The sequence below is a fragment of the Porphyromonas sp. HMSC077F02 genome (genome assembly GCF_001815465.1).
Taxonomy (GTDB): domain Bacteria; phylum Bacteroidota; class Bacteroidia; order Bacteroidales; family Porphyromonadaceae; genus Porphyromonas_A; species Porphyromonas_A somerae.
Genome location: NZ_KV820655.1, coordinates 42,414 through 69,124 on the forward strand (window position 1 = coordinate 42,414; position 26,711 = coordinate 69,124).

Consider the following 26,711-nt stretch of genomic DNA (forward strand, 5'->3'; position numbering starts at 1 on the left):
TTTTTTTTTTTTTTTTTTTTTTTTTTTTTTTTGCGCGATGGAAAACTCAGTAATAAGCGTGCATTCCGATGAATTCGGGAGCACATAGCCATCATCTCAAATAATTTCCCTAAATTTGCGAATAGTTTATGTCATAATGGTAATGTAGCGATAGATGAATAGGTTTCGCAGATATATAAATCAGAGAGCATCACACTTCTGCTTAGCTATTGCAGCTGTAGTAGCTGTGGGTATGATGGGGAATAGTGTGGTCAAGGCTCAAGGAGTGGAGTCAACTCCTCTCACCCGTTTGGGATATGGTTCACTTGCCGAGACTTCACCCGTCTCATGGCGTGGTATGGGGGGTGTAGGCATCGCTATGAGTAGCGCCAAGGTGATCAACCTCCAAAATCCAGCAGCTTATGGTGCCACAGACTCGCTTTCGTTTGTGATGGATATTGCTGCTTCAATCAATTGGGGTCACAATAAAGATGGGGTGAATCGGCACAATGCCCTGATGGGAGGTCTCGACTACTTGGCACTCCAATTCCCGATTTACAAAGATAGAGTGGCGGTGAGCACGGGTATCGTCCCGCTTTCCAATGTGGGCTACAGTCTCGTGAACGATGTGACGATAGCCGGGCGAGAGAATGCTAATATCATTCGCCAGTCTTTCTCTGGGCAGGGTTCGCTACAATCTTTCTACCTAGGGGTAGGGGCGAGGGTCTATCGTGGACTTTATGCTGGCGCCAATGTGAAGTATCACTTTGGCAAGTTGACTCATACTGTGCACCTGATGCCAAATGCACAAGTGCTCTCTCAAGATTATCAGAGTTACACTATCCGCTTGGATAATTGGGGGGTAGATGTAGGGTTACAGTATAAGTTTCATCTCCCTACAAAGGCACAAGACGAGCTGACACTTGGGCTGACTTATTCACCACGAATGAGGTTTACACCTGAGCTGTTTAGCTACTCCAATAGCAACTTTGGATCGAAAAATAAGCCCAATATCACTAATAACTTAGTGAGAGCAGCCTCTTCGCTCCCTCATAAAGTGGGCGTAGGGCTGGCGTGGGATATGCCTAAGAAGATGACTTTGGCTGCTGACTTTGAAACTCAGCTTTGGGGTGACCAAGCCATCAACAACCCATTCAAGAATGACCAAGTCACCTTTAAGAATAGCTACAGAGGGGCAATTGGAGTACAAGTAACCCCCAATACCTACTCGAGGAGGTATCATGAGAGGATGTACTACCGTGGTGGTATCAACTACCGTAGCTCTTACCTGTCTGTCCCAAGTGTGGGGCAGGTGCAGACCGTAGGAGCATCATTCGGATTAGGGATGCCAGTGACTATGTTTGGCAGTGATAGGACTTCCCTTATCAACCTCACCTTGGAGTATAGTCACGACTTTTCGACCCTCCAAAAGAGCTTTTCGCAAGATATGCTGAAGCTATCGCTAAGCCTGAATTTCAATGAAACTTGGTTTAGAAAACTAAAAATCTACTAACATAATAAACCGAATGCCTCACATGCCATCAAATAGCAAACGAATAGAGGCTGAAGGCATTCAGTCGGAATAAAAAAGGCAACATACTAAAAAAGGAATAACGATGAAAAGAAGTTTTTTACTACTGTCGGCTCTGCTATTGAGCCTGTTTAGCCTAGCATCTGTGAGTGCACAGACTGGGGTGGAGTCGGGGACTCCTTTCGGTCACGGCAATGATAGCATTCAGTGCCGAAGAAATATCACCTTCTATAAGACCTATCACCAGAGTGGCAATTATAAGGATGCCTACGACTTCTGGGAGAAAGTATATACCGCATGCCCTGCAGCGAGCAAGGATACCTATATCATAGGTGCTGAACTGCTAAACTGGAAGGCCGATCAAAGCCAGACTCCAGAGGAGAAGAAGGAGTGGACTAAGAAACTGATGGAGATGTACGATACTCGTATCAAGTACTTCGGTGATGATCCTAAGAGTGGTACAGACTATATCCTCGGCAATAAGGTGTCTGACTATATGCGCCTAATGGGCAATGACTCAGACTATGATATGATCTACGGCTGGCTAGAGCCTGTTGTGAAGGCAAAGGGTGCTGAGACCGATCCACTAGCTCTTTCTCAATTTGCTTATGCTTCTATGGCTAGGATGTTTAAGAATCCTGCCCTTAAGGCTAAGTATGTAGATGAGTATATGATGGTGGATGGCTACTACGACCAAAAGATCAAGGAGCTTGAAGCTGCTGGCGATGAAAAGGGTGTTGCTTCTTATAACACCTATAAGGAGAATGCACAGGCAATGTTTGCACAAAGTGGTGCTGCTAGCTGTGAGGTGATGGAGGAGGTCTATGCTCCACAGGTAGAGTCGCATAAGAATGATAAGGAGTACTTGTCCAAGACCATTGCTCTACTTCAGTCTGTTGGTTGTACCGAGAGCAATGTATACTTCGCTATGTCGGAACACCTATTCAATATCGAGCCAACTGCTGACGCCGCCACAGGTATCGCTAATAAGGCCTTTAAGGAGAATAAGTATAGCCGTGCTCGTGAGTACTACGAGAAGGCTATTGAGCTAAGCACTAATGATGTGAAGAAGGGCGAGATCTACTACATGCTCGCAGTGATGAGCTACAAGCAAAATAGCTATAGTGCAGCCCGCACCTATGCCAATCAGGCGATGAACTTCAAGAGTGGCTTTGGCGCCCCAATGCTACTCATAGCCAACATGTACGCAGCTACTGCTAAGAGCATCTACCCAGATGATCCTATCAAGCAGCGTATCGTTTACTGTCTTGCAGTAGATAAGGCACAGCGTGCAAGGTCTATGGACCCAAGCGTTTCTGCAGAGGCAAGCCAGCTGATCAATACTTATAGCCAGCACTTCCCTGCCAAGGAGGATGTATTTATGCACCCTGACCTTGCTCCAGGTGCTTCCTTTACTGTAGGCGGTTGGATTGGTGAATCCACCACTATCCGCACACGATAAGGCTGCCCCACTTCACCCCTGAGGGGCGAAGAGTCTATGAGTGATACCTCATCACGATATATAAGGAAAAGGATACTAGCACAGCCCGGTTTATGGGTCTGTGCTGGTATCCTTTTTTACATTACTTTCTCCCTTTCGGCTTGTAAAAGCAAGAAGGGAGATACCCTTATCAAGGAGGTGGACACACTCTCCTATTCAATGGTGACAAGAGATATCTCTTCGCTCATCTCGGATAGTGGGATTACTAAGTACAAGCTGGAATCACCCGTTTGGTACACCTACAGCGAGCCTGAGGCTAAGTGGTACTTCCCTGAGGGACTATACGTGGAGCAGTTCGATACTCTTTTCCAAACCAAAGCCTCTATCAAGGCAGATACCGCCTACTACTATCAGGATAAAAAGCTATGGGAATTGATCGGTAATGTTGAGGTACTGAGCCGTGAGGGGCAGAGGTACTTTGGGCATTCTCTCTACTGGGATGAAGAGCTGGCTGAGGTGTACTCTCACGAGCATACCACAATTATCCCTAGTAATGGTCAGCTTATTGAGAGTAAGTATGGCTTCAGAAGCAATCAGAATATGACGCGCTACGAGCTCTACTCTTCCTACGGACATGTAGATGTAGAGGATAAGCCACTCGCTCCTGCCGATAGCACCGCTGTTGCACCGGATAGTATAGTACCTTCACAGCCATATCAAGCTCCCAAGTCTCCAGCCACTCAAAAGTAGTCTATTAAGCAGCCACTATGATATACTTAGCTATCATCATTTGTTTACTTTGCTCAGCTTTCTTTAGCATGTCGGAGATCAGCTTTGTATCAGCCGATCGGCTCAAAGTAGAGCTGGACAAAAGCAGTCAGAATACCCTCTCTCGCATTGCTACCCACTTCTATAAGAATGGCAGCCGATTTATCACTACGGCATTGGTGGGCAATAACATTGTCAATGTGATCTATGGCCTTTTGGTAGCAAAAGCACTGGAGGAGCCACTCACTGCTTTGCTCCATAATGATATAGGGGTGGTGTTGGTACAGACCATTATTTCCACGGCCTTTGTCATCGTATTTGCCGAATATATTCCAAAGGCGATAGGGCAGGCAAAGCCCAATATCGTGATTCGCATCATCACTTTGCCTTTCTTCTTGATCTACATTATACTCTACCCCATCACCCTACTGATCGGGTGGATCAGCAAGCTATTCTTTAAGCTCTTTGGAGTAAAGAATGAGGATGATACAGTGCAACCTCTCACCAAGGTAGACCTCGATTATTTTATTGAGAGCAACGTCAATCAGCAAGAGAATGCCGATGAAGCTCGTATTCTACAAAATGCCTTGGAGTTCTCCGATATTAAAGTCAGAGACTGTCTAGTGCCACGCAATGAAATTACCGCCGTGGGTGACGACCTCACTCGAGAAGAGCTCATTGAGATATTTGATAAAACGGGCTACTCCAAGCTACCTGTATACAAGGAGGATATCGATGATATTATCGGTTATATCCACAGCATTGAGATGTTTAGGATGGGTGATTCACGTGAGTGGCAAAGCCGTATCCTCCCTACAATCTTTATCCCCGAATCCCTTCCAGCGGAAAACGCATTGAAACAACTAATGCAGAAAAAGCGGAGCTTGGCGATAGTGGTAGATGAGCTAGGTGGTACAGCTGGTATGGTCACACTTGAAGATATCGTGGAGGAGATCTTTGGAGATATTGAGGATGAGCACGATACTCAGAGGATTGCTATGCGGAAGGTAGGGGAGAACGAATACATCATCTCGGGTAGGGCAGAGGTAGATACTCTCAATGAACAATTTGATCTACAGATACCTGAGAATGAAGACTATCAGACACTAGCAGGATTTATCCTACATTATAGCCAGGAAATTCCTGATGCAGGGGAGGAGTTTACCATACCTCCGCACTTCCAAATACAAGTGCTAAGGGCTACTGGAAATAAGATAACTTTGGTGCGATTACGTAAGATAGAGTCTTGAGGCAAGACAAGACAATAAAGATATTTAGAGATATGTATAGGACAACAACTTGTGGTGCACTTCGTGCAGCCAACGTCGGAGAGGAAGTAACCCTCGCAGGATGGGTACAGAGAAATCGCCGTATGGGAGGAATGAGCTTCATTGACCTTCGCGATAGATACGGCATCACACAACTAGTATTTAGCCAAGAGCACAATGCTGAGCTGGCGGAGAAAGCTGCTCACCTAGGCCGTGAGTACGTGATTCAGGTAAAAGGAAAGGTGGCTGAGCGCTCATCGAAAAACGACAAGATAGCGACGGGAGATATTGAGGTGATTGTCACCTCTCTCACGGTGCTCAATCAGTCGGATACCCCTCCATTTACCATCGAAGATCAGTCGGATGGCGGTGATGAGCTACGTATGAAGTACCGCTATCTCGACCTGCGTCGTTCCCCCGTTCGTCGTAACCTAGAGCTACGTCATAGGATGGGCATTGCTATTCGTCAGTACTTAGACGGCCTCAATTTCCTCGAGGTAGAGACCCCAGTACTTATCAAGTCAACGCCCGAGGGGGCAAGAGACTTTGTGGTGCCTAGCCGAATGAACCCAGGTGAGTTTTACGCTCTGCCACAGTCGCCTCAGACCTATAAGCAACTGCTGATGGTGGCTGGCTTTGACCGCTACTTCCAGATTGTGAAGTGCTTCCGTGATGAGGACCTTCGTGCCGACCGCCAACCAGAGTTTACCCAGATAGACTGCGAGATGTCATTCGTGGAGCAAGAGGATATTATCAATACTTTCGAGGGGCTAAGCAAGCATCTCTTCCACGAGATCCTAGGGATAGAGCAGTCCGAAGCCTACCCACGCATCAGTTGGCATGATGCCATGAAGTACTATGGTAGCGATAAGCCCGACACCCGCTTTGGTATGCGGTTTGTAGAGCTAATGGAAGTGCTGCAGGGGCATGGCTTCAAGGTATTCGATGAAGCAAAGTACATCGGAGGTATCTGCGTGAAAGGCGCTGCTAGCTACACTCGCAAGCAGCTAGACCAACTCACGGAATTTGTAAAGCAACCTCAGGTGGGAGCCAAGGGAATGGTCTACGCTAGAGTGGGTGAAGACGGCACGGTAAAGAGCAGTGTGGATAAATTCTACAGCCAAGAGGTGCTCCAACAGTTGGCTAAGACTATGAAGGCAGAGGCGGGCGACTTGATCCTGATACTGAGTGGCGACGATGCGATGAAAACTCGTAAACAGCTCGGTACCCTCCGACTTCATGTGGCCGACCAAGAGGGGCTGATGGATCCAAATACCTTCTCCTGCCTATGGGTGGTAGACTTCCCTCTACTCGAGTGGGACGATGAAACCCAGCGCTACTACGCTATGCACCACCCCTTCACTTCACCAAAGCCCGAGGATATTCCACTCCTTGATACCAACCCAGGCGAAGTGCGTGCCAATGCCTATGATATGGTAATCAACGGTGTAGAAGTGGGTGGTGGCTCTATTCGTATCCATGATAGCCAACTGCAGAAGAAGATGTTTGAAGTCCTTGGATTTACTGACGAAAAGGCCGAGGAGCAGTTCGGATTCCTGATGAATGCCTTTAAGTACGGTGCCCCTCCTCATGGTGGTATCGCTTATGGCTTCGACCGCTGGGTATCATTATTTGCCAAGCTGGATAGCATCCGTGACACCATCGCTTTCCCAAAGAATAACTCCGGACGCGATGTGATGATCGATGCCCCTTCTCGCCTTGATCAAGAGCAGCTCGACGAGCTCTCCCTATCGCTCGCACCACAGAAAAAGAATTGATTTAACTAGACAAAACAAATTGACATGAAAAAGATTACAAGCTATTTATCCATTGTGGTACTGACCTTTGCACTCGCAGCGTGCTCTGTGATAGGTGGAAATACCCCCGAAAAGGTGTCGGAGGACTTCTTCAACTACCTCAACCAAGGCAATAAAAGTGAGGCGATGAAATTGATTTCTAGTGATGCCTCAGCCCTAAGCGATACAGAGGTCTCTCTAGCAATAGAGGGATTAAAGGTCGTATCTAAGTCACTAAAGGTATACAATGCCATTGCGGATAAAGAGGTCAGCACCAATGTCGCTGATTATGTCTCTTTTGATGAGAAAAGCAAGGAGGATAACCAAGCAACCGTAGAGATGACTATAGATACCAAAGAAGCCATTGGCGATAATGGAGGCCAATTCAAAACCTCTACTATCTATCTAGTCAAAGAAGAGGGCAACTGGAAGATCCAAAGCATCCGCTAACCAGCTTCCCCCTCACTTATATAATTAAATACCCGTGGACCGCTTGTCGCTCCACGGGTATTTTTTATATCTTATACCGACGGGCCTGCTCCAGCTCCCGCTTCATATCCCGCTCCTTGAGATCTTGGCGCTTGTCGTATTGTTTCTTACCCCTTGCCACACCTATCTCCAGCTTCGCAAGCCCCTTAGCATTAATATAGAGTTTTAGTGGCACAATGGTTAGCCCCACATTCTTCACCACCTCCGCCAGCTCCCTGATCTCCTTTTTATTGAGGAGTAGTTTGCGGTCACGCCGAGCCGTGTGATTATTGTAGCTACCATAGAAGTACTCAGGGATATAGATATTCTTAGCCCAGACCTCCCCACGATCCACGATACAAAACGTATCCACCAGAGAGGCCTTGCCCAGGCGTAGCGACTTGATCTCGGTCCCCAGCAACACCAATCCAGCAGTGTAGGTATCGAGTATCTCATAGTCAAAGGTAGCCCGTCTATTCTTAATCAACACACGAGTCCCAAACTTCGCCTTATCTTTATTCTTCTTCGCCATAACTCCGCAAAGTTAATCAAATCCACCGACACCACCTACGCCTCCACCTTGTGGCGATAGGGGTCCCCCTGCAAAGCACAACTCAAACGATACAGAAAAATGGGAGAAAATAATGCCTCCAAAGCCCGATTTATAACGGCTTGATATCCACCGCCATATAGAAGTGAAAACTGAGTTGCAACTAACCGATCGGCGAGTTGCAACTAAACAATTGCCGAGTTGCAACTAAGCATTTGCTTTGTTGCATCTCCACTTTTACCCTACTTGCATAGAGGTTTTATAGAAGTGCTTCATTGAATGATCAGGTGTTCGTGCTGCGCCTCTAGCACATGGGCTACGACAAGTCGGTCTGACTGATAACTTAAGTATATACTTCTAATGCGGATGCTCTACTTTTAGAGATAGGGCTAAAGGCATTATGATAATCAATTTGATCCTCTCATACAAAGGATGATTCCCCACCATACGACTAATCAAAGGGTTCAATACAATGAAACTCCTAATGCATTAGTGCCAAGATTCTATTGATTGTAATGCTATTAGATAAATTATTGCTAACTTTGGGTGTAAAAGCAATAAGTGTTGTTAATGTTTTGATGTGTTAACAGTAAAACTTTATCAGATTATAGCTCATTAAAGCCTGTGGATAACACACACTAACGACTAACAATCTATCCTACTTTTAGTAAAACTTAAAACAACAAACAGTATGAAAATGGTCAAAACTTATGCTGCAGGCTGGGTGCGGTATACGATCTTATCCCTTATGCTTGCACTATGGGTAGCCCCATCTGCACTAGCTCAGACCGTGACCGTTACTGGTACGGTTCATGATACCGAAGGGTATGAAGTGATCGGTGCTTCAGTAACCGTAGTAGGGCACCAAGGTCTAGGCATTGCCACCGACCTCAATGGAGCTTTTAAGTTGCAGAATGTACCCTCTAATGGCACTCTGCGCATCTCCTTTGTAGGTATGAAGACTCAAGACATCCCACTTAATGGACGTACTCACATAGAGGTGATCCTAGAGCCTGATAATGAGCTTCTTGATGAAGTAGTGGTGACCGCTCTCGGAATTAAGCGTGAAAAGAGGTCGCTCGGCTACGCTATTCAGGAGCTAAAAGGCGAGGACCTCCTCTCCTCAAGAGAGTCCAATGTCACCAATGCCCTTTCGGGTAAGATCGCAGGTCTTCAAGTAGTCAAAGGTGGTGGCGGTATTGCTGGCTCCTCAAAAATTGTACTCCGTGGTAATAACTCCCTCACAGGCGATAACCAACCGCTTATCGTGGTGGATGGCGTGCCAATGGACAACTTTACAGGAGCTTCCAATAATGACTTCTGGAACCCCTCTCTTGATATGGGTAACGGATTAGGCGACCTCAATCCTAATGATATCGCCTCCATGTCGGTTCTTAAGGGAGCTAGTGCAGCAGCCCTTTATGGCTCACGAGCAGGAAATGGTGTGATATTGATTACCACCAAGAGTGGGCAGGCTCAGAAGGGGCTCGGCATCAGTATCCATTCCACTACGGGCTTTGAAACCATATTTATGGTACCTAAGGTACAGAAAAGCTATGCCCAAGGCTCGTACGGTGTGTTTGATACCGAGTCGGGCGCCAGCTGGGGACCTAAGATTGAGGGTCAAGAGGTCACCCATTGGGATGGCACTAAGGCACCTCTAGCATATTATGACAATATCGCTAACTTCCTCAACACAGGTATCAATACCCAAAACTCTGTAGCACTCTCTAGGCAACTGGGCAAGGGATCATCGGTATACGCTTCGATTACTCACTCCTATAATAAGGATATGACTCCAGAGTCAAAGCTCAACCGTCTCAACATGATCACGAGATTCGTCTCCAAGTTTGGAGCCGATGATGCTTGGACCGCCGATGCCAAAGTTCAGTACATCAATACCAATGTACATAACCGCCCCATCGCAGGTAACCGCTCCGAAAACTACTTCGGAACACTCCTCACCATGCCTGGCAACGTAGATATCACACAGCTTAGACAAGCCGTTAATGATATGGGATACCATATCTGGTACAATCCAAAGTCAGGGCTCAACCCTTACTGGGCTACTAAGTACAGTCAAAATGATGACCAGCGTGACCGCTTCCTGATTAGCGGTTCGCTAAAGTATCAGTTTACAGACTGGCTATCGGCAGAGATCCGTTCAGGTGCAGATATCTACACCACCAACAACGAGAGCAAGATGTATGCCTACGGACCTATCAAGGCCAATGGCTCCTACAGCACCTCCAAGGATGTATTTAAGGAGACCAACCATAGCTTCTTGATTACCGCTGGCAAGGATGAGCTATTTGGTGACTTCGGTCTTCACGGAACCTTCGGAGGCAACTTGATGCACCGCAGCTTCTCTAGTATTGGTGTGACAGTTGGTGAATTGACCGTCCCCAACCTCTTTAGCGTCAATAATAGCAAGGGAATGCCTGCACTACCACAGTCAGCGAGTGAGCACAAGATCAATTCGCTTTACGGAACATTGCAGCTCAATTACGCTGGTATGGTCTATCTTGATCTCACCGGTCGTAACGATTGGTCCTCTACATTGAGCAAGGCCAATAGATCCTTCTTCTATCCATCGGCCAGCCTTTCATTCATCTTCTCAGAAGCACTTAGAAAAGCGACAAGTAGCGACCTATCGTGGCTTACCTTTGCCAAGATTAGAGGTTCGTACGCATCAGTGGGTAACGATATGGGCCCTTACCAGCTCTACAATACCTACTCCATCAATAAGGATCCTAACGGCAATGTAGTAGCTTCAAAAAATGAAGTGCTGTTCAACTCAGACGTAAAGAGTGAGCTGATCCACTCCTGGGAGGTAGGTCTGGAGGCTAAGTTATTAGATAGCCGCCTCAATTTTGACCTCGCTTTCTATAAGTCCAATGCCGTTAATCAGCTACTCAATATCCCAATCAATGGTCTTGAAGGATATAAGTATAAAAAGATCAATGCAGGAGATATTGAGAATAAGGGATTTGAGCTGATGGTTAATGCAGTCCCTGTCATCACGAATGACTTCACATGGGACCTTACACTCAACCTCTCCAAGAACGTCAATACGGTTAAGGAGCTAGCAGAGGGCGTGACACAGTACCAGCTAGGCGCCTTTGACAATGTCCATGTACTTGCCGCTGCTGGCGAGCGCTATGGTGTGATCTACGGAACCAAGTTTGCTAGAGTGGAAGACGAGAAGAGCCCTTACTACGGCAAGGTAATTGTAGATGAAGAGGGAATTCCTACCGCAGCCCCTGGCTCACATTACCTAGGTAATCAGCAGCCAGACTTTATGGCCGGTATCACCAATACCTTTACCTACAAAAACCTCTCACTCAGTTTCCAGATTGATGGTCGCTTTGGAGGTAAGATATTCAGCTTCACCAATCGTATGCTTAAGGCCAATGGTCGCTCCTATGTGACGGCACCTGATGGTAATAGAGATAAGATCACTTATGATGGCGTACAGCTCGTCAATGGTAAGTATCAACCTAATACTGCTAAGACCGATCCTCAAGACTTCTGGACCAAGCTAGAGAGCAGGAGTAGTGGCAATGTAGGTATCACTGAGGAAAACCTTTTCGATGCCACCAACATCAGGCTTCGTAACCTCTCAATCAACTACGTGCTACCACATAAGCTGCTCGACGGCACAGCTATTCAGGGTGCTTCCATAGGGCTCTCTGCCAATAACCTCTGGATGATTAAGAGCTATATGGATGGTGTCGATCCTGAATCGGTGTATGCGACTGGCTCCAATGCTGTAGGACTAGAGGCGCTTGCCCCACCTACCAATCGCTCTTATTATATCAACCTATCGATTAACTTTTAAGCCTAATAAGAGAATAATATATTTATGAAACATCTTAATATTATACTTGTAGGACTGGCGACACTCCTCTTAGGTGGCTTGGTAACTGCCTGTAGCGACTTTGACGACCTTAATAGGAGTCCTTTCGAAGCGGGTGCCAACCAAGTACAGGTGGAGTACTTTATAAATAATGCCATTATTAGTGCACAGATGAATCCCGACGTGGCTGAGCGTTCCTTTGTCCTCTATTGGAAGGATGCTGGCCATATGGATCGCATTGGTTCACTCTCTCAAAACTTCACCAACGACGGGTGGACTCAAGCTTACTTTGACCAAGTAACCTCTTGGCTCACCCACATCAATTCTGCTATCTCTCTATACCAAGAGCAGAAGGCAGAAGGTAATACCAAGACCTATAGCAATAATCTCTATCAAGTGGCACGTATTTGGCGTGTCTACCTGATGAGTGAGTTTACCGACAACTTCGGTACCATGCCTATCAATAGCTTCCAGGGAGAAAAGGTACAGTTCAATACCACTGAAGAGGTTTACACCTTTATGCTCAAGGAGCTCAAAGAGGCAGTGGCTGGTTTTGACACCAATACCGTGAGTGGCGACATTACTAATCTTGACCCTGCTTACGGTTACGATTTCGACAAGTGGGCAAAGTATGGCAACTCGCTGCGTATGCGACTAGCAATGCGTATCTCAGGAGCCAATCCTACTTTAGCAAAAACTGAGTTTGAAGAGGCTGCAAAGGGAGGTAAGTATATCTCTACATTTGATGACAATTTCGCCGTACAGGAGCGACCAGGTTGGGATGCCCTTACTGGCGTGATGAGCCGTGAGTGGAATAATCAATTCCTCTCTCCTACGCTCAACAACCTTTATCTCGGTCTCGGTGGCATCACTTCAGAGGTACAGGTGGGTGCCTATGCTAGGTCTGCTGTAGAGAAGCTTAATAAGGATCGTGAAGAGCCCATCAATCTTAAGTTCAGTGAGCCCGACTATATGGGCGTAAAGTGGGAAGGCTACTTTAGCACCAAGACCAACGACCCATCAGCAGGCTATTGGAGCGATGGGCTGCCCTACAGCATTGATCCACGTGCTTACAAGGCCTATAATATCCCTGGTGATATTAATAACCCACACTTCAATAAGTACCCCTCTTGGAATACTGGCGTTGTCACTAATACAGAGCGGCCATTGTTACTCCCAAAGCAGGAGGGAAGTGAAAAGCAAGAAACTTTAGCGAAGGTTAATTCAGCTTTTGCATGGAATATCTCTACCCCTGGCAATTGGGGCGAGATGGATCCTATCAACAAAGTTTATAGCTTCCCAGGTTCTATGCCAAGGCTGGTCAATGAGTTTCGGAATAGTAGCATGAAGCGAGTATTCTTTGGCTCTTGGGAGAGCTACTTCCTTTTGGCCGAAGCAGATATTAAGGGTTGGTCGGTAGGAATTGATGCCAAGGAGGCGTACGAAGCTGGTATTAAGGAGAGCTTTACCTACTGGGATAAGTGCTTCCCTGATAATATGATCTCAAAATATCTCACCGAATACCTTGCCTCTGAGGATTACAATAGAGTGGGTACCTCTGTGAGCTGGGATCATACGGCTGAGCCACCAGCTACTAAGGAGGTAAGTTATCTTGATGGCAAAACCAAAGAGATGAAAAAGGCTACCTTTACCTATCCTGCTAATCAACTCTATAAGAATGGACAGGTGAAGAATGACCACCTCACCAAGATCATCACGCAGAAGTTCATCGCACAAGTGCCATGGTTGCCACTCGAGACATGGAGTGACCATAGAAGACTTGGCTTGCCATTCTTTGAGAACCCCGTAGTGGAAAAGACCATCGAAGGCTTCGATGCACTGACCACTACCAACTATATGGAGAGCAAGTGGGAGTTCTTCCCACAGAGACTGCCATTCCCTACCTCTCTTAAGAATAACGTGCCTGAATCCTATAAGGACGCAGTGGATAAGCTGGGAGGACCAGACAACATATACACTAAAATGTGGTGGTCTGCAAAACCCTAAGAGGTTCATTAAATAATTAATCCTCCACTTGGAGGTAATAAGAGAGCCACTTCTAGATCGCTAGAAGTGGCTCTCTGCATACAATAGTCTTATTTCAACACCACCTGGGGAAGGGCGAAGGACCTCACGGGAGTCCTTACCTCATCGGGGGTGTCTTTATCGCGGGCACCTTATCGGACAGGTCGGAAAAACGATGCCTAGTCCGACTTGTCCGACTCGTCCGATTTGTCCGATAAGGCACCACCGATAAGGTACCCCCAGCCAAAGCATCCGACAGGGTGCCATTCAGCTAGCCCTCGGTCAAGACTCGCAGAGCCATTCTGCAACTTCCAGAAGTGTGCAACTGGGTTGCGAGCGATAATATCTACCTTTGCGGGCGGAAGGGGGAAGTGATTAGTACATATTGTATATTTTATGAGGCGATTATTTTTGTTGGTATCCCTACTGATGATGGTAGGCGTTTTGGGAGTTTCGGCACAGGAGCTCCGAGGAGTAGTATATGACGAAGCTGGGGAACCCCTTCCCTATGCCACCATTAAGGTGAAAAGCATCGGGGAGGGCAAGGTGCTTACTGGGGGCGTAACTCGTGACGATGGCTCTTTCGCATTACAGATAGGCAATCATCAGTTACCACTATTGCTCGAGGCGAGTTTGATCGGCTTTGCTCCAAAGGAGGTGAAGTGTGAACGCTTCACCGACTACAAGATCATACTAGAAGAGAGTGCCTTAGTGCTGGAGGAGGTCTCGGTCACTGCCAATCGCATCACACACCGAATGGTTGCCGGTGGCATCAGTACCTCCATTGAGGCATCACCACTGTCTCACCTTTCGGATATTTATAGTGTGCTCCGAGGCGTGCCACTAGTAGAGATCGAAGGTACGGAGGTGCGGGTAGCCGGCAAAGGAACCCCGATCATCTATATCAATGACCGACTGATGACCGACCCTAATCAGCTACGCAACCTCAAGCCTTACCTCATTCGTGATATTGAGGTGCTCACCAATCCTGGTGCCAGGTATAGCTCTTCCACCGAGTCGGTGATCAAGATCTACACCAAGCGAGAGCAAGGTACTGGTCTCAGTGGGGAGGTAAAGCTCGATCTATTCAATCAGATTGGTAGTCCTATAGGTTATCAGCCTTACCTTCGCCTCAATTATCGGCACAATAATTGGGACTTCTTCACTAGTGTGATGTACCAAGATGAGCAAACTAATCACTCCTTCCCTTCTCTTCGCACTCACGGTAAAACTGATCAAAGCGAGTGGATCAATCAATCGACCACCAAGCACAAGGAGGGGGTACAGACGCAGGAGTATACCATTGGAATTAACTACGAAGATGAGGTGCAGAGTGCTGGTTTTAGGTATCGCATTGCTGCTGAAAAGGAGAATTCTTGGATGTACTCCGACCTCACCAGCCATCATATCAAGCCTACTCCCGAAGTGGTGGAGCGTTACTTTAGCAAGTCCCAGACCCTGAAGCCATGGAATATCTCACACCGCCCCAATCTCTACTACCTTAGGAGGTTTGGGGATTGGAAGGCACAACTTGACCTCGACTACTACCAGACTGGTATGAGCCAATCTACCGAGAAAGCTGATGAAGGGCTTACCGAGGCATACGAGCTTTCGGGCGTGGAGAATAGGCATGGAGCCAAGTATCAATCGGGCGGTGCACGTTTAGACGTCGCTGGACCACTCTGGGGCGGTCGACTTGAGTTGGGTGGTGAGTACTCTAAGGTACATAACCGCTTCTATAATCAGCTAGATGCCAGTCTCAACCTTAGCGATCTAGATAGCGAGCAGAGGGAGCAGCTACTAGCTCTTTATCTGGAGTATCAGCGCAAGATAGCTTCCGAGTGGAGCGTCACCGCCGGACTACGCATGGAGCACCTCGAGAATAAGTATATAGATAAGGGGGTATTAGATCCCGATAAGAGCCATACCACCACCAATCTATTCCCTACACTGGCAGTCTCAGGCTGCCTATGGGGCGTGCGGACCGAGCTCTCCTTCAGGAGCCGAATCCATCGACCTAGCTATATAGAGCTACAGCCACAGTACCTATACGTGAGCCGATATGAGTACAAAGTAGGTGACCCCAACCTCAAGGACGCCATCGACTACTCCACCGCACTCACCCTCAATAAAAGCTGGTTCACCACCATCCTCAGCCATACCTATAGCCGCGACTGTCTCACCCCAGAGACCGCACTATTTACAGACCCCACTACTGGAGTGGTACGCCCTTATATTACCCTTTTCAAGACCGTGAATGCCCCTCCACACCACGGGTTATCGGCAGCAATGGTCGCCAGCCCTACCATTAAATGGTGGAAACCCACCTTTACCCTACGCCTCTCCAAGATGATCGGCTACGACCTATGGAACTTCGAGGAGCGGATCACCAAGCGCAAGGCAACTCTTGCCCTCAGCGTGGCCAATCAATTCACGCTCCCCAAGGAGATTAGTATGGTATTCAATGTAGGTTACACCCCATTTGGCAACGAAGATAATATGGAGTTCACAGCCCCCATCCTCACCAGCTATGCCGAGATCTCCAAGCGGTGGCTTAAGGAGCAAAACCTCGTCACCACCCTCTCCGTTAGCAACCTCTTCAATACCACTCATTCGGTACGTACCGCTACTAGGTACAGCGTGATGGAATCCACCGAGCATGTGCCACCACACATCGCCTTCACCATCTCCTACCGCTTCAATAGCTCCAAGGATAAGTACCAAGGCACCGGTGCCCTCGAGTCCGTCATCGACCGTATGAAAGTAGATCACGACTAACCAGTGCCTCATCGAACAGGTACCTCACCAGACAAGTCGGACAGGTTGGCAAATCATCGCCACTGTCCGATTTGTCTGTTCTATCCGACTTGTCCGATGAGGCCCACCCCCATACCGTAGATCAACTTCGTGTGATGCCACCTTGAATAAAAAAAGCGAGTGACTGCCACTAAGGTAGTCACTCGCTGAAATTTATAGGATTATTATGGTTACTTCACCTCGATAGGTAATGTGCCATAAATGTTGCCATCATAATCCTTTACGAGTAGAGTTGTTTTGCCTACTCTTTCGCCATAGATGGTAAGCTCTTCTCCCCACCACGATTTATATGCGGTGGCTATTGAGGAGTTAGTCGTATTGTAGTTAAGGTTCCAATCTGCAACTCCAGAGTTATTGGCCAATACTCTGATGTCAATTTTTGAACCTGCTTGAACAACTACACTAGGTACAGAGAATTCAATCAATTGTTGAGGTGCTTTCACTACTACCTTAGTAGAGACTTCATTGCCTGAAATGATGTCTTTAATAGTTAGTAAGGATTCACCCTCCTTATGTGGAATGAGTTTTACCGTCTTATTGACCAATGTAGCGGTGATGACCTCTTCATCCTCAACCACTATCTCATAGTTTCCATTACCGGTGTAGATCTGAACATTCTTTTCACTACCCTCATAGAAATAGACTGTGAGTTCATCCGTATCATCAATTGTGGTAACGAATGGCTGTAGCGTGGTGGTTAATTTAATCTCCTTAACCTGTTCGGTAATATTGTCCTTAACCGTGATGGTTCCTTCGCCTACTGCTGTTGCTGTAAGGATAATGGTATTGCGATTGACCACGATCTTCACTAACTCAGGCTTATCACAAGTAATGGTGTAGTCACCTGATCCACTCGTGATAGAGATATTCTTGCTGTCTCCAGTAGGTATAGTTACTTCATAGGTATTGAGAAGCAGTGGAATAGGTGTGATTTCAACATTGATGCTTTTCGTGAAGCCAAGCTCGGTATCTTTGATAGTGATAGTGCCAGTTGCCACCTTCTTAGCTGTAAATACGAAGTTTTGCTCTTGGAAGTAGTAAGTACCCAATGCAGGGTCACTTAGCTCAGCTTCGTACTTTGAGGAGCCATTGAGGATCGTTACAATGCTGGTGGCACCTACCGAAGTCTTAAGCTCACGGTGAGAGAGCTTCAAAACTGGCTCGGCCTCTATGCTCACCTTGATCTCCTTGCTTTGATGTGATACTTTATCGGTGATGGTCAGTAGGGTCTCGCCTATTTTGATACCAGTGAGGGTAACGCTCTCCTTGGTGACTGAAGCAGTCGCTATACCTATCTGTGGTATGGAGACTAGATAGTTACCTGAGCCACTCTTAATAGGTATTTCGAGTGACTGATTTGGCTGTAGTGTGGCTTCGGATAGCTCTACTACTAGGTTTGGCACCTCTTTCTGCTCCTCATTGGGCTGGTCATTGTCACAAGAAGTGAGAGCAAAGAGAGCCATCACGAGGATAAGTCCTTTGGATAGTATATTTTTCATGTCTCTAAATTCTTTTGCTGTAATTATTTACCCTTTGGTCCTATAAAGTGAGGGCCAGAGTATATACAATCTTCGCCGTAGAAGACTTGAGTAATCTCGGAGAGCTGTGCTGCAAAGCTATCACAATTGTCCTTCGTTACTGTCATATTGAAGATCATCAGGCACTGCATCTTTTCATTAAGAATAGAGCGTGCAGTTGATGCTCCTCTGCTTAATTGATTGTAGCTAGCTTGAATTGATTTGTTGCCAAACCGATTGTTGGGGATACCAATCGTGCTAGGGCCAGGAACACCGTAATCAGTCCAACCGTAGTCGATATAGTCGGCTGCAGTCTTTCCCGTCTCATCTGTCCTATCTGCTCTAAATGGTGAGTTGTACTCGTAGTGGGTAATTAGTGTATTGGGCAGGGTCTCACGTAGTGCTCGTAGGAACCATAGCCCAGACTGCTCCTTATATCTTAGGTCGGGAAGCTTATGATATTCTGCATACTCTTCGTCCACGTCCCATCCGTCAATGCCCGCCTTTTCAGACCAGTACTTCAACTGACTAGCAAAGTCTAGTGCCTCTTCGTAGCTCTGGAAGTTGTGATATCCTACACCATGGTGATTGGGTAGAATGTCCATAATGAGTTTGATCCCCCTATCGCGAATTGGCTTGATGAACACATCAGGATTATTGACAATAGGTTGAAGCTCACTATTGAAGAATAGTACACGTCTCTGATTGGTGAGGTCGTAATTCATATTGGCAGCAAAGCATACGATCATATCGAATACTGGTAGCTTGCTATCCTTTAGCACGAAGTTGGCGATATTGCGGGGATCCCAATCGTTGGTCTCTACATAAGCAACCATCTTGATAGGCTCGGTATAGCCCTCTACAGTTGGGAGTGGCTTTTTATTTTCCTCGGAGAGAGGCACAAAGGCACCCATTAGAGGAACCTTGATGAAGTGTGCTACCACTTGATCATCTATTTTTACCAAAACTGGCAAATTGTAGATGCTGTAGGGAAGCTCCTCTATCCCTGTGAGAGTGGCTTCTATTACCTTATGAGTAGCGTCTGCTCCATCCTTGAGGGCAAGGGTTGCATTGCCTTCAGGCAATATGGTGTATTGACCGAAGGGGTCTTTTTTCTTGAGTGCTCCTAGCACCTTACTATAGGTCTCTTCGTCGTAAGGAAGTAGCTCTATGGTAGATTCTTTGCTAGGTAGTGTCACGTTGAGGTCTACAGTGCCGTCATAGTACGTGGTACTGAATAATTGCTCGCCTGTCTCAGCATCTACGATGCTAGGCTCACCAAGGAGTACCTTCTCCTCTAGAGGGTCAGGTCCGGGCATCTCTATAGTGAGATTCTTTTGACAACCTACAGTGAGGAGAGCCATTGAAGCCGCTCCAAGTAGGGTGAAGATATACTTTTTCATATTTATATTCTTTCTTTATCTGCTTACTTCTCTACACTCTCAAGTGGACTATCAAGCGTTACTACATTTACTTTAGGGTCGGCACCGCCTTGCTGTACCCTAAGGACGAGATCGTGTCCATTGCCAGTAAGATCGGTGACTGTAGCTCCTTCTGCAGCATCCATCTTCCAATAGGCAAGTAGTGCTGGGTTGGTAGGGTCTTCTTTCAGCATATGCTCTAAGAGCTCAGCAGGTTTACGGACACTTTTCCATACACGCACCTCAGCAAGCATGGCATATAATCCTCTGCCCCCGCTATAGCTTCTGCCAATATACCACTTGTCTCCTCTTGGAACGATGGAGCAAGGCTTCCTGAATGAAGATTTCATCTCGCCATCTATGTAAACTGTAACAATTTGAGTGGCTGCCTCGTAAGTGAAAGCAACGTGATACCATGCCTTGGTCTCAAATGGCAAGTCAATCACTTCACCAGCAGCTTGGAGTTTATTCCCTGGTACTCCAGCATCACCAAAGCGGAGTAGTGTGCCGCCCTCTATACCCATAAGGGTAGAAATTTGTGCCTCACCTTCGTCTTCAGAGTCTCTGAACTTTTGTGCATTTACCAAGCACTCCATAGTGAAGTCGCCCCTATGTGAAAAGTCTTTTGCAAGGTCAAAGTAGAAGTCTCTAGTGAGTAGTACAGCTTTTTTGACTTGTACTTTATTCTCTTCCCTCAATAGAGTAAAGATAACCACATCATTTGGTTTATTCATCTTCGCTCCATTAATAGGGTCAAGTCTGAGGGCAAATGTATAGATTTCATCAAACTCGATCTCGTCAGTGAGGTTGATAGTGACAGAAATTGGCTCACTAGTAACTGCAAAAGCAGGAATTGGTGTGATCTCCTTAGGAATTGAAATGGCTGATGAAGGCAGTAGCTTTACATTGCCTTTACCATATTTTTTTGCTGCTTCTTCATCAATTGATATGGAGATGGCCTTCTCACCCTCAGTAGATAGCGTAAGATGAGCTCTGAGGTCAATAGTGGTCTGCTCAATCTCAGGCTTATCGATCTCTATGCTGCGTAAGGTATAGGGGTCGGCCAACTCGGTCTTGTCTTTCGTAATGATCTCTAGGGTGGCACTTTGCTCAGTGAGCTCTCCGCCTTCAAGGTGCTTCTCTTTGTCGCACGAAGCTAGAGCTAGAGAGATCAAGAGAAGTACGATGCTCTTACATACCCAGTTATTTGTATTCATAGTGTTGTCGTCTTACTTGTTTAATACTCTTTGCTTATCAATGAGAGAGGTAAGGGTGCCGTAAGGCATCGTCTCTACTACATTGCTGGCATCTAGCTCTGTGTGGTAATACGCCACGCCTGCCTTATTGGGTGCTTGCCAGTAAAGAATGGATTGCATACGAGGTAGCTCGTCTAGTGAGAAGTGGGTCTCATCCATAAAGCCCTCTTTCTGATCTTTTCCCTTGAAGCTTGCAGAGGGTAGATACCTATTGTCTTTCCATTGGAGTGCCTCACTCTCAAAATTTGAGAGACGGTATTCCAATACCTTCTTATTGAAGATGATCCAAGTGGCTTTCTCGATCTCCGCACGAGCTTCCTCATAGGGTGCCTCAATAGCTAGAAAGGCTTTGTTGGTACCACCAGCTACGGCTGTGATCTTGGAGAGTAATTGGGTAGTCTCTTCCTTGGTAATCAATTGGAAGTTCTCAGGGAGCTTTACACAGACACCGTCGAAGCCATATTTGCTAATCGCTTCAAGCTGCTCTTCGGTGTCTTTAGTCGCCTTGGTTAGAGCATTGGTATGTAGCTCTTCGGTAAGGGACTTTTCGAGATTTGCGAGTTGCTCAGCTTGCTCTTCGGGTGTTAGTGGAGTCTCTAAGTCTTTCCAGCTATTTCTAAGTTTATCGCGCTGACGCTTAAACCTTGTCTTGAGCTCATCGGCATACTGAGTGTCAATGGCGTGGAAGTCAACAGCATTCAGTACCTTGGTCTTCTTTACTTGTTGTGTGGTAGATAGGTCTTTCTCCATCCAACCGAGTAGTTGGTGTCGGCTTTCCTTCACTACAATCACATCCAGATAATCAGGTAGTCTGTAGAGCTGTGCACCTGAACCACCATCAGCACCCCATCCATAGTGCATAGCCATGACGATGGGTCGGCCAAGTAGGCTATTTTTATAACTCTCAAGAGTTTCGGTATTGATTTCATTGCGTGGGGTAACCACCTCAGCAGGCTCTATCCTTACATTCTTATTGCAAGAGAGCAGTGCGAGACCTATGATTGTGGCAAGTACCCACTTAGTCATTTTCTTATTCATAACGATTACTTCCTCATCTGTTTAGTTTCTTTTTGCCCACCATAGGGGTGCTCCATAGCTATCTTTACCTCCGATATCTTGGATGGCGGCAGCTACGTTTGTGGCATTCTGAGTCTTCTCGCTTGAGACAAACTTTAGGCGTTGCATACCGCCAGTGTCTCTTCCATTGACTTGGGTGATTTGTTGTACCTCACCTGAACTGGAATTGACAACTGCTGGGAGAAGGTTGGGGTAGCCTGTCCTACGCCACTCGCTCCACGCCTCTACAGTATTATAAGGGAAGAGCGCGATCCACTTTTGAGTGATGATCTTGGCCTTTTGCTTCTCTACATCGCCATTGGCATCGTCCCAGCTGACTGTGATATCAGAGCTAAAGTCGGGTAAACTAGTCTCAGGTAGAACTTTATCAACAAAGCCACCTCGCTTATTGGTGTTCTGTAGATACTCCTCTGGTAGTTCTACACCCCATTGCTCACAAGATAGGCGGATACCCTCTTCATAAAGCTCTTTTGCCGATTTATCGCTAACGTTCCAACCAAGCAACTTACCTTCGGCTTTCAAGAAGGCCACCTCAGCTGCGGTAAGCAGATAGATGGGGCTTGATGACGTAATATTAGGGCTAGAGTAGCTAGAGATGATTGCCGCATCGTCTTTGATAGAGCTGCTAGGTGAGCGTAAGCCAAAGGGCTTTCCGTCTCGTACTTTAGTAAAGTATGCATCTGTACGAGGGTCATTGAATGCTAACAGATACTCTACGATATCAGCTCCAACTCGAGAGTCGTTCCACCCATTGGTTTTTGCTAAAGGATTGTCGGTGCTTGGTGTCTTAGCATTCAGAGCGTTGGTTTCAATCACCCCATTAGCAACTGCCCACTCAGCATACTCCTTAGCTAGTTCGGGAGCTACTCCAGATATGCGGATAGACATACGAAGAATTAGTGATCTTGCGTAGGTAGCCCAGTTTCTAAGGTTACCGCCATACATCTCATCATAATCTGCATACATGGCAGAAGCACCTGCAGGGCCCATCAAAGACTCTGATGCTTTCTTTAGGTCCTCAAGCATATTTTTGTAAAGCTCCTCTTGAGTGTCGTAAGGAACAGAAAGGTTGGCACCATTAACCTTTGAGTATGGTAGAGGGCCATAAATATCCGAGATATAGTGAGTGATAGCCACTCTCGTAATGGTGGCAAGTGCCATTGCAGGATGGTTGATATCACCATCAGTAGCACCATAAACACTCATATAGTCTGGAAGAAGGTGCTTGGTAAAGGTATCTACCATAGGGTAGTCGTTCCAACCAATTCTTGGGCTGTACGCAGCAAAGTCGGAGACAAAGCTAGGGGCACCGGCAAAGCCGGAGTAGGGGGATAGCATATCAAAGGTCATCTGATAACCATTCTCTTGATTTGGGATGAGCCATTGAGCTAGTTTATTGACCTGTGAGCCACCCTTAGGTAGACTACCGAGGTCATCTCTTGTAACACCTCCAAGGTCACGATTGTACTCCTCAAAGTTCTTGGTACATCCCACTAGGGAGGAACCTAGGAATAGTGCGACGAGAGGGAATAATATCTTATTCATAATTGTTATCTTTCAATAAACGCATTAACCATTAAAAGTCTACCTTGACATTGAAGCCAAAGCTAGTCTGAGTAGGCATCATAAAATAGTCAAGGCCCTGTGAATAGTTGCCTGTGCTAGAAACTGCCTCAGGGTCGAATGGAGCCTTATTGTAAAGGAAGGCTAGATTGCGACCGAAGAGAGATAGGTGGACACCCACAACGTCATTAAACCACTTTCTTGGTAGGTTGTAAGCTATGTGAGCCTCTTGGATACGTATATTAGTGGCATCGTAGGTGTAGTATTGTGCCATACGCTTGCTACCTATCGTGGTATAGAAGCGCTCAGGATTCATAAAGATGTTGCCATCCTGGACGTATCCACGGTCACGTGCAGCAGCAGTACGCTCTGAAACTCCATAGTTGTCTAGAGCTGCCTGCGTCATGGAAACAACGACACCCCCAAAGCGGCCAGTGAGAGTTGCCCCTACAGCCAATCCTTTGTAAGAGATTTCATTACTCCACCCTGCATTGACCTTTGGAAGGACACTTCCTAGCTTTACGCGCTCTTTTGCGTCAAGCCCTCTAATTCCGAGAGAGCCATCGGCATTGAGGATAATGTCCCCTCTGCTGTCACGACTGAAGTCTTGATCAGTGTAGATATCTCCAAGGGTTCCCCCTTTTTGAAGGACATATTTGATGCCTAGGGCACCTATTTCAAGGAATTCCTTAGATTCCTTCTCCTTAGTAATAGGGTTGGTATAGTTCTCTGCTAGCTCCTTGATCTCATTGTGGTTATATCCAAGGGTGAGATTGGAGTTAAAGGCCCATCCATCGTTATTGCCGAGGTGCAGACCTGCAGCCAACTCAATACCTTGGTTGCGCACCATACCTGTTTGGAGATACATGCCACTATAACCAGATCCTGCTGGCACTTCGACGAAAAATGTTTGGTTTTTCGTGTCTGTGAGGTAGTAGGTCATATCAAGTGTAAAGCGGTTGCTAAACCACTTGCTTGAGAAGCCCACTTCGTAAGAGTCGGTTCGTTCAGGGAAAAGCTCACCAACTGGGAAATGGGTTAGGTCGCTATAGCCTTTAGTCTCAAAGTCCTTCACAAGGGTAGGGGTTGTCAGACCTCTTTGGAAAGGTGAAGCTACCGAGCTAAATGAGGCTCTTACCTGTAGATATCCTAGCACTGGAGAGATCTTAGTCTTAGTATCTGCACTAAGCATATCAGTGATCACGCCTGAGAGACCTACAGATGGATAGAAGAATGACTTGTGAGGTGAATTGGCTAGCTGGGAAGCCCAGTCGTTACGGCCTGTCACAGTCAAGAATAGGTAAGAATTAAGACCTAGCTCCAAGCTTCCAAAGATACTTTGAGTTTGCTCAATCCAACCCTCAGGGAAAGCTACACTCTTTTTGTGGTCTTGATCTATATTGAAAGTGTTGAATAGATTGGCAGCACCTGCATCTCTGAGTGGTCCTCTTACTGTGGAGCTTTCAAAACGAGTGTCTTGAATAGAAGCTCCTAGGGTGGCATTGATATTTAGCCTTTGACTACCCAGTTCAAAGCTCTTATTAAAGGTGCTCAATACATCGGCATAGGTTTGGCGGTCGGTTGACTTTTCCTCTCCGTAATAGCCGTTCTTGGCACTCTCTACATTGATCTTTTCAGTGGTAGCATATCGGCTATCTGTGGCTAGTCCATTGGTTACATCGGAGCGTACACGCCCTTGAATGTTCCACTTCTCTGCCTCGTTCCACTTCATAAGGTCGTAGGCTACGGTAGCAGAAAGCATGTAGCGCTCTCTCTTGCTGTGTCGTAGGTTTCGATAGGCAACCCAAAAAGGATTCTGAAGTGTGTATTCACCAGCTCCATACCGCCAGTTTTGTACATATATATTTCTGTCGGCATCAAACTGTTCAAAGTTCTTTACATTGTCTGTGTGTTCACTCCTAGGCATCAAGTAAGCAGAAGCAAGGGGGTTCATATACTCACCTTGGTTCACCATATTATTGTGCTTTTGGATGATATAGCTAGTGGAGAGGTCTATAGATAGACGATCCTCAAGTAGTGAAGAGGTATTTCGTGCAGTGAAGTTGTAGCGCTCATACCTGTTATTTGGCACCAAGCCCCATGAATTAGTCGTGCTGACCGAGAGATAAGTTTGGTTGCGGTCTGAGCCACCAGATACGGAGACAGAGTTATTGGTATTGAATGCAGTCTGCAAGAAGTCTTCAATTCTATAATAGCCATCGCACTGGTTGCCTATTGGGCTACCCCATGAGGTTTGTCTACCATCGCTTCCATAGCGGTACTGAAACTCAGGAAGCCACATTGGAACTCCCCAATCATTATTGGTCGAGAAAGTAACTCTTGGCTTTCCAGAGGCACCCTTTTTAGTGGTGATGAGGATCGCACCATTGGCTGCGGCACTACCATAAAGTGCTGCTGCTGAAGCACCTGTGAGGACACTGATGCTCTCAATATCATTGGGGTTGATATCAGCGGCACCCTCAGTACTACCATTGGAATCAAATTGTCCTGATCCTTGCTTGGTCGTAGTAGAGAAGATGGGCACACCATCAATCACATAGAGGGCGTTATTATTGCCATCAATAGATTTCGTACCACGCATGACCACTTTACTAGCACTACCCATACCTGCAGAGCTACTATTGATGGTCACTCCGGCTACTTTACCATTGAGGTTATTCACAAAGTTGGCATCTGCTAGTTTGTTAAGAGCCTCGCCTTTGAGCTCTTGGACGTTGTAGGAGAGGGCTTTCTCGGAGCGTTTGATACCGAGAGCGGTGACTACTACTTCGTCGAGGAGTTCATTATCTTCTTGGATAACGATGTTGAGGGTGGTTTGGCCGTTGATAGGCACCTCAATAGTCTTGTATCCCACGTAGGAGACACGTATGGTACCATTCTTTGGCACTCCAGTTAGTGTAAATTCACCATCTAAGCTAGTTAGCATACCTTTGGAGGTATCTTCTACTAGCACTACAGTGGCCCCTATTACGGGCTCATTGTAAGTGGCGTCCGTGACCACACCTTTCACGGTGATGGTCTGGGCTAGAGCATTGGGTGCAGTGAGTCCAAGGAGCATCACGAGGAATGCGATACGGACTTTGCACAAGTAGTTGAAACTCATACCTTAGTTTTTGAACGTATTAAATTATAAAACAATTATTACTCATGTTCCACTTCGTATTCGTTAGGTGCGAATGTGGTTGTACAGCAAAGGAAAGGTGGTTACTCCCCTTTTTATTCCTTGTTAGCAGTTACAAAGGTACCAAATTATAGTATCAATGGCTAAGCCTTGCAAAAATATTTTAATTGGAGCCTCTATTAGACAACTCTATTCTAATTAAGGTTCATCCGACATTTCGTGTGATACGGCAG

The 26,711-nt window shown here is 46.5% G+C and carries 16 protein-coding genes; 9 read left to right on the forward strand and 7 right to left on the reverse strand.

Annotation, left to right across the window (positions count from 1 at the left end; translation table 11 throughout):
* The first annotated feature begins 154 nt into the window (after nt 1–154).
* The 6 genes from HMPREF3027_RS03895 to HMPREF3027_RS03920 all read left to right on the forward strand — a co-directional run bounded on the left by HMPREF3027_RS03895 (nt 155) and on the right by HMPREF3027_RS03920 (nt 7,233).
* Entirely contained in the window at nt 155–1,492 is a 1,338-nt protein-coding gene (locus HMPREF3027_RS03895) for a BamG family beta-barrel-assembly machinery protein (RefSeq protein WP_246830521.1), read from the forward strand.
* A 103-nt stretch (nt 1,493–1,595) separates the two neighbouring features.
* Nucleotides 1,596–2,972, forward strand: coding sequence for a tetratricopeptide repeat protein (locus tag HMPREF3027_RS03900; protein ID WP_018029032.1), 1,377 nt, complete (start codon nt 1,596–1,598; stop codon nt 2,970–2,972).
* A gap of 36 nt (nt 2,973–3,008) precedes the next feature.
* Nucleotides 3,009–3,701 (forward strand): LptA/OstA family protein, encoded by a 693-nt coding sequence (locus HMPREF3027_RS03905; RefSeq protein WP_083317495.1) that lies wholly within the window; start codon nt 3,009–3,011, stop codon nt 3,699–3,701.
* Nucleotides 3,702–3,718: 17 nt separating this feature from the next.
* Nucleotides 3,719–4,969, forward strand: coding sequence for a hemolysin family protein (locus HMPREF3027_RS03910; RefSeq protein WP_070707176.1), 1,251 nt, complete (start codon nt 3,719–3,721; stop codon nt 4,967–4,969).
* Between the two features lie 32 nt (nt 4,970–5,001).
* A complete protein-coding gene (gene aspS, locus HMPREF3027_RS03915; protein WP_070707177.1) occupies nt 5,002–6,765 on the forward strand; it encodes an aspartate--tRNA ligase in 1,764 nt (587 codons plus the stop codon).
* Between the two features lie 24 nt (nt 6,766–6,789).
* Nucleotides 6,790–7,233, forward strand: coding sequence for a DUF4878 domain-containing protein (locus HMPREF3027_RS03920; protein ID WP_070707178.1), 444 nt, complete (start codon nt 6,790–6,792; stop codon nt 7,231–7,233).
* Between the two features lie 64 nt (nt 7,234–7,297).
* Here the strand turns inward: HMPREF3027_RS03920 and smpB are convergent, their stop codons facing one another.
* Entirely contained in the window at nt 7,298–7,783 is a 486-nt protein-coding gene (smpB, locus tag HMPREF3027_RS03925) for an SsrA-binding protein SmpB (RefSeq protein WP_018029037.1), read from the reverse strand.
* A 709-nt stretch (nt 7,784–8,492) separates the two neighbouring features.
* Here smpB and HMPREF3027_RS03930 point away from each other — a divergent pair.
* From HMPREF3027_RS03930 to HMPREF3027_RS03940, 3 genes are all read left to right on the forward strand, one after another.
* Nucleotides 8,493–11,642, forward strand: a complete 3,150-nt coding sequence (locus HMPREF3027_RS03930; RefSeq protein WP_070707179.1) for a SusC/RagA family TonB-linked outer membrane protein — start codon at nt 8,493–8,495, stop codon at nt 11,640–11,642.
* Nucleotides 11,643–11,666: 24 nt separating this feature from the next.
* On the forward strand, nt 11,667–13,667 hold the full coding sequence (locus tag HMPREF3027_RS03935; protein WP_070707180.1) for a SusD/RagB family nutrient-binding outer membrane lipoprotein: 2,001 nt from the start codon (nt 11,667–11,669) through the stop codon (nt 13,665–13,667).
* Nucleotides 13,668–14,081: 414 nt separating this feature from the next.
* Nucleotides 14,082–16,463 (forward strand): TonB-dependent receptor domain-containing protein, encoded by a 2,382-nt coding sequence (locus tag HMPREF3027_RS03940; RefSeq protein ID WP_070707181.1) that lies wholly within the window; start codon nt 14,082–14,084, stop codon nt 16,461–16,463.
* Between the two features lie 209 nt (nt 16,464–16,672).
* On the opposite strand, the gene HMPREF3027_RS03945 is transcribed toward HMPREF3027_RS03940, so the two are convergent.
* From HMPREF3027_RS03945 to HMPREF3027_RS03970, 6 genes are read right to left on the reverse strand one after another with little or no spacing between them, the layout of a single operon-like run.
* Nucleotides 16,673–18,001 carry a hypothetical protein gene (locus HMPREF3027_RS03945; protein WP_070707182.1) on the reverse strand — a complete coding sequence of 443 codons (1,329 nt, stop codon included), beginning with the start codon at nt 17,999–18,001 and terminating at the stop codon, nt 16,673–16,675.
* Between the two features lie 23 nt (nt 18,002–18,024).
* Nucleotides 18,025–19,422, reverse strand: a complete 1,398-nt coding sequence (locus HMPREF3027_RS03950) for a glycoside hydrolase family 18 protein (RefSeq protein WP_018028228.1) — start codon at nt 19,420–19,422, stop codon at nt 18,025–18,027.
* Nucleotides 19,423–19,445: 23 nt separating this feature from the next.
* Nucleotides 19,446–20,657, reverse strand: a complete 1,212-nt coding sequence (locus tag HMPREF3027_RS03955) for a DUF1735 and LamG domain-containing protein (protein ID WP_018028229.1) — start codon at nt 20,655–20,657, stop codon at nt 19,446–19,448.
* Nucleotides 20,658–20,669: 12 nt separating this feature from the next.
* Nucleotides 20,670–21,734 carry a radical SAM family protein gene (locus HMPREF3027_RS03960; protein WP_070707183.1) on the reverse strand — a complete coding sequence of 355 codons (1,065 nt, stop codon included), beginning with the start codon at nt 21,732–21,734 and terminating at the stop codon, nt 20,670–20,672.
* 21 nt (nt 21,735–21,755) lie between these two features.
* Nucleotides 21,756–23,318, reverse strand: coding sequence for a SusD/RagB family nutrient-binding outer membrane lipoprotein (locus HMPREF3027_RS03965; RefSeq protein ID WP_070707184.1), 1,563 nt, complete (start codon nt 23,316–23,318; stop codon nt 21,756–21,758).
* 31 nt (nt 23,319–23,349) lie between these two features.
* Nucleotides 23,350–26,460 (reverse strand): SusC/RagA family TonB-linked outer membrane protein, encoded by a 3,111-nt coding sequence (locus HMPREF3027_RS03970; protein ID WP_070707185.1) that lies wholly within the window; start codon nt 26,458–26,460, stop codon nt 23,350–23,352.
* Between the last annotated feature and the right edge of the window lie 251 nt (nt 26,461–26,711).